Annotated in this window: 10 protein-coding genes; 5 read left to right on the top strand and 5 right to left on the bottom strand. The window is 62.4% G+C overall.

The window, feature by feature from the left end; genetic code table 11:
• Positions 1–40: 40 nt before the first annotated feature.
• The 3 genes from IAE39_RS15460 to csiR all read right to left on the bottom strand — a co-directional run bounded on the left by IAE39_RS15460 (position 41) and on the right by csiR (position 2,985).
• Positions 41–1,432, bottom strand: coding sequence for a sensor histidine kinase (locus IAE39_RS15460; RefSeq protein ID WP_201203859.1), 1,392 nt, complete (start codon positions 1,430–1,432; stop codon positions 41–43).
• On the bottom strand, positions 1,410–2,090 hold the full coding sequence (locus tag IAE39_RS15455; protein ID WP_012272507.1) for a response regulator transcription factor: 681 nt from the start codon (positions 2,088–2,090) through the stop codon (positions 1,410–1,412). Before IAE39_RS15455 ends, IAE39_RS15460 begins: the two co-directional genes overlap by 23 nt.
• A 199-nt stretch (positions 2,091–2,289) precedes the next feature.
• Positions 2,290–2,985 (bottom strand): DNA-binding transcriptional regulator CsiR, encoded by a 696-nt coding sequence (gene csiR, locus IAE39_RS15450; protein WP_201203857.1) that lies wholly within the window; start codon positions 2,983–2,985, stop codon positions 2,290–2,292.
• Between the two features lie 195 nt (positions 2,986–3,180).
• On the opposite strand from csiR, the gene glaH reads away from it, so the two are divergent.
• The 5 genes from glaH to hemB all read left to right on the top strand — a co-directional run bounded on the left by glaH (position 3,181) and on the right by hemB (position 9,272).
• Positions 3,181–4,158 (top strand): glutarate dioxygenase GlaH, encoded by a 978-nt coding sequence (gene glaH / locus IAE39_RS15445; protein WP_201203855.1) that lies wholly within the window; start codon positions 3,181–3,183, stop codon positions 4,156–4,158.
• 114 nt (positions 4,159–4,272) lie between these two features.
• A complete protein-coding gene (gene lhgO / locus IAE39_RS15440; protein ID WP_201203853.1) occupies positions 4,273–5,523 on the top strand; it encodes an L-2-hydroxyglutarate oxidase in 1,251 nt (416 codons plus the stop codon).
• A gap of 139 nt (positions 5,524–5,662) precedes the next feature.
• A complete protein-coding gene (gabP, locus tag IAE39_RS15435; RefSeq protein WP_201203851.1) occupies positions 5,663–7,042 on the top strand; it encodes a GABA permease in 1,380 nt (459 codons plus the stop codon).
• Between the two features lie 127 nt (positions 7,043–7,169).
• The gene (locus IAE39_RS15430) at positions 7,170–8,063 is read left to right on the top strand and encodes a PA4780 family RIO1-like protein kinase (RefSeq protein WP_201203841.1); all 894 of its coding nucleotides are present in this window, start codon (positions 7,170–7,172) and stop codon (positions 8,061–8,063) included.
• Positions 8,064–8,297: 234 nt separating this feature from the next.
• The gene (gene hemB / locus IAE39_RS15425) at positions 8,298–9,272 is read left to right on the top strand and encodes a porphobilinogen synthase (RefSeq protein WP_201203840.1); all 975 of its coding nucleotides are present in this window, start codon (positions 8,298–8,300) and stop codon (positions 9,270–9,272) included.
• Positions 9,273–9,466: 194 nt separating this feature from the next.
• On the opposite strand, the gene IAE39_RS15420 is transcribed toward hemB, so the two are convergent.
• Complete coding sequence (locus tag IAE39_RS15420) at positions 9,467–10,801, bottom strand: MFS transporter (RefSeq protein WP_201203838.1); 1,335 nt, start codon at positions 10,799–10,801, stop codon at positions 9,467–9,469.
• Between the two features lie 60 nt (positions 10,802–10,861).
• Entirely contained in the window at positions 10,862–12,181 is a 1,320-nt protein-coding gene (locus IAE39_RS15415; RefSeq protein ID WP_201203836.1) for an NAD(P)/FAD-dependent oxidoreductase, read from the bottom strand.
• Positions 12,182–12,358: the final 177 nt, after the last annotated feature.

Here is a 12,358-nt window from a genome sequence, read left to right as displayed (position 1 = left end):
GCTCCTACAAACGTAATAGGGCCGCAAAGCGGCCCCATTTCTACTTGGCTAGCCCAGCCAACGGACAATGCAAAACCAGCTTCGCCCCACCCAACGGGCTCTCGCCAATCTCCAACCCGAACCCGTGCAGGTCGACGATCGCCGCAACGATCGATAACCCCAGCCCGAACCCGGCATGGCGGTGGCCTTCATCGCTGCGATAGAAGCGCTTCAACACCGCGGTTCGTTCTTCTTCCGGAATACCCGGCCCACTGTCCTCGATCGCTACATGCACGCCGTGCTCGTCCTGCGTGGCGGTTACCTGCACCTGTCCGCCCTCGGGCGTGAACTTGATGGCATTGCCCACCAGGTTGGCAAGTGCTTCAAACAGCAGTTCGCGGTCGCCGTGCAGCGCCGGTAGCTGAGCAGGTTGGTGCAATTCCAGATGGATGCCGCCATCTTCGGCCAACGGCAGGTAAAAGTCGTGCAGCTCTACCAGCAGCCCATGCGGGTCTAGCTGCACGAAGCCGGCGCGTCGCTGACGGTCTTCCAGTTCGCTGATGCGCAGCAAACCACGAAAACGAGCCATCAGCGTGTCGGTTTCACCGATGGCCTGGTCCAGCGCCTCGGCCTGCGCTGAATCCACATCACTTTGCTGGCGAATACGGTACAGCTGTGCACGCAGGCGGGTTAGCGGGGTGCGCAGGTCATGGGCAATGTTGTCGCACACGCCCTTGACCTCGTGCATCAGCCGCTCGATGCGGTCGAGCATGGCATTGACGATGGCGGCCAGCATGTCCAGTTCGTCACGCCGGGCCGACAGCGGCAGGCGGTGGGTAAGGTCGCCGGCGACGATAAGCTCGGCCTGGGCCTGGATGGCGCGGATACGCTTGAGTGGCCGGCGGCGCAGCAGGTACCAGCCGGCAAAACCCGGGATCAGCGTCAGGGAAATACCCCAGAGCAGGGCATCGAGAATGATCCGGGTTACTACGAACAGTGAGCCGTTATCGCGGAACAACACCAGCCAGCGGCCGTCCTGCACCTTGATCGCCACCGCATCGCAGCTGTCGCGGGGCATGTGCGGGTCGTCGGCATCCAGGCAACGCTTCAATTCATGAATCTTGCCGTCCAGCCGCAGTTCCGGGGGCAGGGCGCGCACGCTGCCGCCAAGCGGGTTGAGCTGGGCGTCGAACAAACCATAGGCATCGAAGCTGCGTTCTTCGAAGGCCTGGCTGGCGATCAGGGCGTCGTCCAGCTGCTTGCCGCTCATGTGTGCGAACAGGTGCTGGCGCTGCAGCATGGAGTGGCGGGTGAGCTTGTTCAGGTAGCTGGACACCTCGAAGTACAGCACCCCCATGAGGATGCTGCTCCAGGCCACGAACAGGAAGCTGTACAGCGCCAGCAGGCGGCTGGTCGATGAACTCCAGCCTTTAGACGGGTTCAGCAATGGCATAGCCCGAACCCCGTACCGTACGGATCAGCGGCGACTGGCCGGGGGAGTCGATTTTCTTGCGCAGGCGGCCGATGTGCACGTCGATCAGGTTGGTGCCCGGGTCGAAGTGGTAGCCCCATACTTCCTCGAAGATCATCATCCGCGTGATCACCTGGCCACTGTGGCGCATCAGGTACTCCAGCAGCTTGTACTCGGTGGGCAGCAGGTTGAGGGTGTTGTCACCGCGGCGTGCTTCGTGGCTGATCAGGTCCAGTTGCAGGTCGGCGACCTGCAGGCGGGTCTGGGTCATGGGCACGCTGTTGCGGCGCAGCAGGACCTCTACCCGCGCGGCCATTTCATCGGAGGCGAACGGCTTGGTCAGGTAGTCGTCACCACCGGCCCGCAAGCCGCGTACCCGCTCGTCGACGTCGGAGAGGGCGCTGATCATCAGGATCGGCGTGGCGATCTTGAGGCTGCGCAGGGTCGTGACGATGGTCAGGCCATCGACCTCGGGCAGCATGCGGTCCAGGGTGATCAGGTCGTAGCCGCCGGCAATGGCCTTGGCCAGGCCTTCGCGGCCGTTATCGGCCCAATCCACCTCAAGGCCGTGGCTGGTAAGTTCGGCGACGATTTCCTGGCCGGTGACGGCGTCGTCTTCGATGGTCAGTACGCGAGGCATGCTGGTTCCTGGGCATCTAATAGAGACTTGATTGTGCCAAAGAATAGACAACCGGCGATTTAAGAAAAATTCATCTAGGGTGTTTTGCCTGCTCTGGCCTCTTCGCGGGTAAACCCGCTCCCACAGGTACAGCGACATCCTAAGGCAGAAGAGATCCCTGTAGGAGCGGGTTTACCCGCGAAGCAGGCGCCACGGTGTTTCAGCGGGCGCCTATCCCTTCTGCATGCATGATCTGCGCAATGATCGGCACCGGCGTCATCAGGTGCGAGCGCATCATGGCGCTGGCGCGCTTGGCGTCCCGAGCCAGGATCACCTCGACCAACGCCGCATGCTCCTGGCGCTTGAGTTCAAGCGCCTGTTCGGAAAACACCGTCTGCGTCAGCCACAGGTGGCGGTAGCGCTCAGCCTGGTCGAACAGGTAGGTGCGCGCCTGCAGCAGATGCTTGGAGCCGCAGCCCGAGGCAATGGCGGTATGAAAGGCCTTGTGCCGCTCATCCCACACATCCAGGCGCTGCTCGCGGGTTTTTACTTCCACCACCTTGGCCAGGGTGTGCGAATGGGCCAGCACCGACGCCTCCCAGGCGTCGTCGCCGCGCTCGATGGCCAGGGCAATGATCATGGCCTCCAGGTTGGCGCGGGCGTCGTAGATGTCGTTCATCTCGTCCAGTGACATGGGTGCCACCCGGTAGCCTTTCTGGCTGATGGCATTCACCAGGTGTTCGGCCACCAGTTGCGACAGTGCTTCGCGCAGCGGGCCGACGCCCAGGTCATAGCGTTCCTTCAGGGCACTCATCAGCAGCTTTTCGCCGGGCTTGAACACGCCGCGGATGATGTCCTTCTTGAGCCTCTCATACCCGCTGAATGCTGAGTTTTGTCGGGGGGCGAGCGCGTCCAAGATCCTGTTCCTCAAAACGTTTTGCCGATCATACCGAAACCCTCAGCCGACGAAAAACAATGGACAATCAATCCAAATATCGCCCAAACATAAAAATGTAGACATTTTGAGTTAGTGGCGATATTTTTACCTCGCCCGCACTGATCCAGGTCACCACCGGACGGCGCCACCCAACTTCTTAGCCAGGACACTGCCATGAACGCCTTTACGCAGATCGACGAACTTGCCATGCCGCTGCCGCTCGAGCCGCGTGGTTACACCATCGCCCCGTCGAAGCAATCGCCGCGCCTGCTGGAGCTGACCTTTGCCCGGGAAACCGTCGAAGCGTTCGTCCAGGCCGTTGCCCAATGGCCGGTGCAGGCGCTGGAGTACAAGTCGTTCCTGCGTTTTCGCGTAGGCGAAATCCTTGACGAGCTGTGCCAGGGCACCCTGCGCCCGGTGCTGCTCAACTCCATCCTCGACCGCGCCACCGGCGGTATGCTGATCACCCCGGTCGGCCTGGACGACGTGAGCCAGGCCGAGGATATGGTCAAGTTCACCACCGCCTGTGCGCACCTGATCGGCCGCTCCAACTACGACGCCATGAGCGGCCAGTTCTATGCGCGCTTCGTGGTGGTCAACAGCGACAACTCCGACAGCTACCTGCGCCAGCCGCACCGGGTCATGGAGCTGCACAACGACGGCACCTTCGTCAACCAGATCACCGACTACGTGCTGATGCTGAAGATCGACGAAAAGAACATGGAAGGCGGCAACTCGCTGCTGCTGCACCTGGATGACTGGGAGCAGTGCGAGGCTTTCTTCCGTCACCCGATGGCGCGCCGTGAAATGCGCTGGACCGCACCGCCAAGCAAGAAGGTGGCCGAAGATGTATTCCACCCGGTGTTCGATACCGATGGCGAAGGGCGCCCGACCATGCGCTACATTGACCAGTTCGTGCAGCCGGAAAACTACGAGGAAGGCATCTGGTTGAATGCGCTGTCCAATTCGCTGGAAGGCAGCGAGAAGAAGGTTTCGGTACCGGTGGGTGTCGGCAGCTTCCTGCTGATCAACAACCTGTTCTGGCTGCATGGCCGTGACCGCTTCACCCCGCACGAGGGCCTGCGCCGCGAGCTGATGCGCCAGCGTGGTTATGTGGCGTTCCCCAAACCGCTGTACCAGCGCGGGCAATAAAGACAGGACGCGGGGCGGGCGCCCGCCCACGCGTCTTTGCACAAAACGATGCCACCAGGGCCCGCGCTGGCCTTGGTGAGCCAGCCAGGCAATGCCTGCGTGTGAGGTAAGGCTGTGTACGATTTCATCATTATTGGCGGTGGCATTGTGGGCATGTCCACGGCCATGCACCTGGTCAAGGTTTACCCGGACGCGAAGATTCTCCTGCTGGAAAAAGAGTCCGGCCCGGCCCGCCACCAGACCGGCCACAACAGCGGCGTGATTCACGCCGGCGTGTATTACACCCCCGGCAGCCTCAAGGCGCGCTTCTGCCTGGAAGGCAACAAGGCCACCAAGGCTTTCTGCACCGAGCACGGCATCCGCTTTGATGAATGCGGCAAGTTGCTGGTCGCGACCAACGACCTTGAAATGCAACGCATGAAGGCGCTGTGGGAGCGCACCGAGGCCAACGGCCTGGAGCGCTACTGGCTGTCGGCTGACGAGTTGCGCGAGCGCGAACCCAATATCGTTGGCATGGGTGGCATCTTCGTGCCGTCCAGTGGCATCGTCAATTACGCGCAGGTAACCGCGGCCATGGGCGCCGAATTCCAGCGTGCCGGTGGCGAAATCCGCTACGGTGCCGAGGTAGTCGGCCTGCAGGAACTGGCCAGCGAAGTGGTCGTGCGCACCCCGCGGGACGAGTTCCGCAGCCGTTTCCTGGTGACCTGCTCTGGGCTGATGGCCGACCGTGTGGTCAGCATGCTGGGCCTGCGCACCGAGTTCGTCATTTGCCCGTTCCGTGGCGAGTACTACCTGCTGCCCAAGCAGCACAACCAGATCGTCAACCACCTGATCTACCCGATCCCCGACCCGTCGATGCCGTTTTTGGGTGTGCATCTGACCCGCATGATCGACGGTACCGTCACCGTTGGCCCCAACGCGGTACTGGCGATGAAGCGCGAGGGTTACCGCAAGACCGACGTCAGCCCCGGCGACCTGCTGCAGACCCTGACCACCCCCGGTATTCTCAAGGTGCTGGCGAAGAACTTCCGCCCGGGCTTGATCGAGATGAAGAACTCGCTGTTCAAGGGTGGCTACCTCAAGCAAGTGCAGAAGTACTGCCCGAGCATCACCAAGGCCGACCTCACGCCATACCCGGCCGGCGTGCGCGCCCAGGCGGTGTCGCGCGACGGCAAGCTGATCGACGACTTCCTGTTCGTCAACACCGCGCGCAGCGTCAACGTGTGCAACGCACCATCCCCGGCCGCCACCTCGGCCATTCCGATCGGCGCCTACATCGTCGACAAGGTGCGTGAACAGGTCAGCCTGCAGGGTGGCAGCTTCCCCAAGGCAGATCTGGCGGCCAGCCAGCGGGCGGCCGGCTGACACCTTCGTAACACCTTCTGCGGTTTCGCTTTACTCAACCCGAACTGCCCTACTCACCATTTAGGGCAGGGCGGGCTTTTTCGCGCCCGCGTCGGTGACGTGCAGCCCGCGGGCATGACAAAAACAACAAGGTAGTGCCATGCAAACCCACAAGAACAATTTGAGTCATGGATTGAAATCACGGCATGTGACCATGCTGTCCATTGCCGGCGTGATCGGCGCCGGCCTGTTTGTCGGCTCTGGTCGCGCCATCGCCGAAGCCGGGCCGGCCACCATCCTGGCCTATATCCTCGCGGGTGGCCTGGTGGTGCTGGTGATGCGCATGCTGGCGGAAATGGCCGTCGCCTCACCGGATACCGGTTCGTTTTCCACCTATGCCGACCTCGCCATCGGCAAGTGGGCCGGCTACACCATCGGCTGGCTTTACTGGTGGTTCTGGGTCTTGATCATTCCGATCGAGGCCAATATTGCCGCCACCATCATCAATTCCTGGGTGCCGCAGCTGGAGATCTGGGTCCTGTCGCTGGTGATCACCTTGCTGCTGACCGCCACCAACCTGTTCAGCGTAAAGAACTACGGCGAATTCGAGTTCTGGCTGGCACTGGTCAAGGTGGTGGCTATCGTCAGCTTTATCGCCCTGGGTGCCTGTGCCATTTTTGGCCTGTTGCCAGGCTCTGGCGTCAGCGGCGTTTCGCGGCTGTGGGACACCGGCGGTTTCATGCCCAACGGCTTTGGTGCGGTACTCAGCGCCATGCTGATCACCATGTTTTCATTTCTGGGGGCTGAGGTGGTGACCATTGCGGCGGCCGAGTCGGACGAGGCCGGCAAGCATATTTCCAAGGCCACCAATTCGGTGATCTGGCGGATTGCGCTGTTCTATATCCTGTCAATTTTCATCGTCATTGCGCTGGTGCCGTGGACCGACCCGCGCCTGTCTACCGAGGGCTCTTATGTCACGGTGCTGGACACCCTCGGCGTGGCCAACGCCAAGGCGATCATCGATTTCGTGGTGCTGACTTCGGTCACCAGCTGCCTCAACTCGTCGCTGTACACCGCCTCGCGCATGGTCTATTCGCTGAGCCGGCGTGGTGATGCCCCGGCCTGTGCCCAGGTCACCAGCCGCAGTGGTACGCCGGTGGTGGCAGTGTTGCTGTCTACCGGTGCGGCATTCCTGGCGGTGATCGCCAATTACCTGGTGCCGGCCCAGGTGTTCGGCTTTCTCATGGCCAGCTCGGGCGCCATTGCCCTGCTGGTGTACCTGGTGATTGCCATTAGCCAGCTGCGCCTGCGTCAGCGCCTGACCGCACAGGGCAAAACCTTGAGTTACCGCATGTGGCTGTTCCCATGGCTGACCTGGGCGGTGATCCTGTTCATCAGTAGCGTGCTGGTGCTGATGTTGTTCCGCCCGGATCACCGTATTGAAGTGGTGTCGACTATGGTGCTGGCGGTGCTGGTGGTGTGTTCCGGCCTGCTGGTCACTCGCCGCCGCTCGCGCGGGGTGGCAGTGAGCGCAGCCTGACGGCTCGAGTTCTGGCCTGTGCGCTCCTACAAGGGGCGCGTCAACTTATCGACCAGACAGACGAGCAAGTCGCATCAGGCTGTGAGAGGATGTCCAGCATTACAGCCAGGACCCTGAACGCAGCCTGATGAAGACACCCAAAAGAATCGAACCCCTGATCGAGGACGGCCTGGTCGACGAAGTACTGCGACCGTTGATGAGTGGCAAGGAAGCCGCCGTGTATGTGGTGCGCTGCGGCAACCAGGTGCGCTGCGCCAAAGTCTATAAAGAAGCCAACAAGCGCAGTTTTCGCCAGGCCGCCGAGTACCAGGAAGGCCGCAAGGTGCGTAACAGCCGCCAGGCCCGGGCCATGGCCAAGGGCAGCAAGTACGGCCGTAAAGAAGCCGAAGACGCCTGGCAGAACGCCGAAGTGGCGGCATTGTTCCGTTTGGCCGGTGCTGGTGTACGGGTACCCAAGCCCTACGACTTCCAGGACGGCGTATTGCTGATGGAGTTGGTGACCGACGCCGACGGCGATGCGGCCCCGCGCCTGAACGACGTGCACCTCGAAGCCGAAGAGGCCCGCACGTTCCACGCCTTTGTCATTCGCCAGATCGTGCTGATGCTGTGTGCCGGGCTGGTGCATGGCGACCTATCCGAGTTCAACGTGCTGCTCGGCCCGGACGGGCCGGTGATCATCGACTTGCCGCAGGCGGTGGATGCCGCAGCCAACAACCATGCCTTCAGCATGCTGCAGCGTGACGTGGACAACATGGCCCACTACTTCGGGCGTTTTGCCCCGGAGCTGAAAAGCACGCGGTTTGCGCAGGAAATGTGGGCGTTGTATGAGGCCGGCAAGCTGCTGCCTGATACCGCGTTGACCGGGGTGTTCGAGGAAGACGAGCATGAAGCTGACGTGGGCGGGGTAATGCGCGAAATCGACGCCGCCCGGCTGGATGACGCCCGCCGCCGTGCGGCCAGGGCCGAAGCCGAGCATGGCCCGGCCAAGGCAGAAGAGCCGACGCCGCCCTGGCTGCAGTAATCTGTTGCCTGTACCGGCCTCTTCGCGGGTAAACCCGCTCCCACAGGGATCACACAGTATTCGAGCCTGAGGTAATCCTGTGGGAGCGGGTTTACCCGCGAAGAGGCCAGCACAGGATAATCAGACCCCAGGCCAGTCATTGTCTTTGACGCAAGGCAATATCTAGTCAATTGGCCTTTTCACTGGCGCCCGACAGGCATAAGGTATACGCCGTTCAAATTCCCTGGAGCAGTCATGTCCAACCAATTCCCGTCCGTTCGTCCCCGCCGCCTGCGCCAGAACGAGTCCCTGCGCACGATCTTCCAGGAAACCGAGTTCCGCCTTGAAGACCTGATCCTGCCGATCTTCGTCGAAGAAGGTATCGACGACTTCGTGCCGATCACCAGCATGCCGGGCGTCAACCGTATTCCCGAGAAGCTGCTGGCCCAGGAAATCGAGCGCTATGCCCGCGCCGGCATCAAGTCGGTGATGACCTTTGGTGTATCGCATAACCTGGATGCCGTTGGCAGCGACACCTGGAACGAAAATGGCCTGGTGGCGCGCATGTCGCGTATCTGCAAGGACACCGTGCCGGAAATGGTGGTGATGTCCGACACCTGTTTCTGCGAGTACACCAGCCATGGCCACTGCGGTGTCATGCATGACCATGGTGTGGACAACGATGCAACCCTGGCCAACCTGGGCAAGCAGGCGGTGATTGCCGCTGCTGCCGGTGCCGATTTCATTGCCCCGTCGGCAGCGATGGACGGCCAGGTGCAGGCGATCCGTAGCGCGCTGGATGGCGCTGGCTTCCACGACACCGCGATCATGGCCTATTCCACCAAGTTTGCCTCGTCGCTGTATGGCCCGTTCCGTGAAGCCGGCGGCACTGCCCTGAAGGGCGACCGCAAGAGCTACCAGATGAACCCGATGAACCGCCGCGAAGCCGTGCGCGAGTCGCTGCTCGACGAGCAGGAAGGGGCGGACGTGCTGATGGTCAAGCCGGCCGGTGCCTACCTGGACGTGATCGCCGACATCCGCGCTGCCTCGCGCCTGCCGCTGGCGGCGTACCAGGTAAGTGGCGAGTACGCGATGATCAAGTTCGGTGGCCTGGCCGGTGCCATCGATGAAGGCCGCGTGGTGCGCGAGAGCATTGGCGCGATCAAGCGCGCCGGTGCCGACCTGATCCTTACTTACTTCGCCATGGACCTGGCCCGCGAAGGTATCTGATCTTCCAAGGCATGCACAGGCCGCTCTCATTGAACTGCACATAACTCATTGAGTTAGCAGGGACACTGTGGGAGCGGCTTTAGCCGCGAACACCGGCGCAGCCGGTGCCATGCAGCGCATTGGATTCTTCGCGGCTAAAGCCGCTCCCAAAGGGTATGCGGACCGCTTGCAAACTCAGTTCTCTGCGCGATCTCCTATAGCGCCGCCGCTTCCTGCAGGGTCATCGACCGGGTCTCCGGCGCCAGCACCAGCGACACGGCCAGCCCCAGCATGGTAATGGCCGTTGCCGCAAACAGGGTGTTGGCAATGCCCAACTGCTCCAGCGAAATCGGAACCAGCCAGGTACCGATGGCCGAGCTGAACGCCGCCAACGATGCCCCCATACCGACCGCGAATGCGCGGATTTCGGTTGGGAACAGCTCGTTGGGGTAGACGAACTCCAGCACTTGCGCGCCGCCGATGAACAGTGCGTAGGCGCCAAACAGCGTCAAAACCACCCAGCCCTCGGCATCCGGGAACAGCCCCAGCCCCAGCAGTGCCAACCCCGACCACAGAAAACTGTGGATGATGATGGTGCGCCGCCCCAGGTAGTTGATCAACCAGGTGGCGACGCAGCAGCCAAGCACCAGGATCAGGGTGATGCCCACCGAGCCATAGGCAGCCAGGTTGCCGGTCAGTTGCAGGGCCTGGAACAGCTTGGGCACGAAAGCATACACGGCGAACAGGGGGATCACCGCACAGGCCCAGAACAGCACCACGAACAGGATGCGCTTGCCGTAGCCCGCACGCAGTGCGCCGATGAACGTCATGGCGTTGCCCGAGGCTCTGTCATCGCGGATGTTGCGCAGCGAAAAATCCCGCCCATACACCTTGCGGATCACCTGCTCGGCCTCTTTGCGGCGGCCCTTGCTCAGCAGCCAGCGCGGCGATTCCGGGGTGCCCAGGCGGGCCATCAGCAGCAGGCCGGCAATGATCGCCGGGCTGGCCATGACGGCACGCCATTGCTCGGGGCCGGCATCGGCGAGCATGAAGTTGCCGGTGATGTAGGCCAGCGCGGCACCGACAAACCACAGCACGGTCAGCAGCGACAGCCGCGAACCCCGGGATCTTTGTGGCAGGAACTCGGTCAGCAGCGAGCCGGCGGCGGTGTACTCGATGCCGACGGCCAGACCGCACAGCAGGCGCAACAGCGACAGGGTCAGCGGGTCCTGGACCCAGAGCATGCCCACCGACGACAGCATGACAATGGCCGGGGCGACGAAGAACAGCTTCTGTCGGCCCACGCGGTCGGTCAGCCAGCCGCCAAAAAAGCCGCCGGCAAACACCCCGAGCAGGGCCATGGCGGCGATCACGCCTTGCCAGAAGCCGCTCAGTTGCAGCGCGGCCGACATCGGCAGGGTCGCCACGCCAATGATGCTGAGGATATAACCGACCATCACCCAGCCCAGCCCGGTACGCAGGGTGAGCAGTTGATGGAAGCTGTTGATTTCAACGTCGTCGATCATGACGGGTGGTGCAGTGGAACGCATGATTCTCTCTTGGTCTGTGGGTGATGCGGTGTCGCAAAGGCGGGCACAAGGCCCGCAGTGTCAGACTTCCAGGCCGGCGCGGAACTGGCCCCACTTGAGCACCGAATTAACGCCAATGGACAGGAACGGTTGCGGTGGGGTCTTGTTCGGCCCAGGGGACGCCAGCAGGAAGTCGATATGTTCGTTGCGCTCGCCGGCCAGCCAGTCGGCCAGCAGCTTGCCGGTGGCGGTACCACGGGTAATGCCCAGGCCGTTGCAGCACAGCGCGCCGTATACGTTAGGGGCCAGTTGGCCGAAGAAACCCTCGTGGTTATCCGACAGGCAAATGGCGCCGCTCCAGGAGTATTCGAACTCGACATTGCCGAGCATCGGGAAGCGCCGCTCGAACGACTTGCGGTGGGTGGGCAGGTGGCTTTGCAGGGCATTGGCGCGTGGGCGGCCGTCCGGGTAGAAGTTGAAACTGTTGCGGATCAGGATGCGGTTGTCGGCGGTGCGGCGCACGGTACTGCCGAACGGGTGCGCAGGGATCACCCCCCATACCGGCTGGCCGCCGAGACGGGCCTGTTCTTCGTCCGTCAGTTGGCGGCTCAGGCTGGCGTAGAGGAAGGTCGGCAACAGGCGGCCCTTGAGGAAGCCGAATGCCGAGGCGAAGCCGTTGTTGGCCAGGATCAGCTTGTCGGTGACGATAGTGCCGCGGTCATGCACCAGGGTGATCTTGTCGCCGTGGTCGATCGAAGTGATCGGGGTGTGTTCGTACAGGGTAACGTTGGCTGGCAGGTTGTCGGCCAGGCCCTTGACCAGTGCCGAGGGCTGCAGCAGCAGGGTGCCGGGGATGTGCAGGGCTTTTTTGTAGTACGACGTGCCGATGTGCGCGGGCAGGTCCTGCTCGTTGATCAGGGTGGAGCTGCAGCCGATCTTCTCCAGGCCGCTGCGGTAGGCCTCGAGAATCGCAATGCCCTTGGCACCGACCGCAGCCTGGTACTTGCCGGAATCGGACATCTGGCAGTCGATGCCATTGCGTTCGACGATGTCGCGCAGGTATGCCTGGCCCAGGGTGTTCAGGCGCAGCACTTTGGTGGCGGTGGTGACGTCGCCGATGTAGTCCTTGGCGCCGATGTCGTGCGGTACGTCGATGGCGAAGCCGGCATTACGGCCAGCGGAGCCAAAGCCGACTTCCTGGGCTTCGACCAGCACGATTTCCTCGTCGGGGAAGTTCAGCGCCAGTTGGCGCGCTGCTGCCAAACCGGTCAAGCCAGCGCCGACAATGGTCCAGCGTGCTTCCTTGCGCCCCGAATGGCCCGGGCGCGGTGCACGTTTGGGGCTGGTGTGGTACCAGCCCGGACGGGCGTCATCGCCAGGCAACGAAGTGATTTTTTGCATTTTTATACTCCGATAAACGAACTAGCACGGCATGCCGCCAGTGGCACCTGGGCCGTAGCAGTGCGGCATATTGTCATTGTCTATCGGTGTTATACATATTGTCTACTATGCGTTTGGGCGGTGTGATCCCCTGTAGGAGCGGGGGGGGGGGGGGGGGGGGGGGGGGGGGGGGGGGGG

Origin of the sequence: Pseudomonas sp. S37 (genome assembly GCF_016658545.1) — a bacterium.
Lineage (GTDB): Bacteria > Pseudomonadota > Gammaproteobacteria > Pseudomonadales > Pseudomonadaceae > Aquipseudomonas.
The sequence above is the reverse complement of the archived record's forward strand: the minus strand, read 5'-3'. Positions and strand labels throughout refer to the sequence as shown.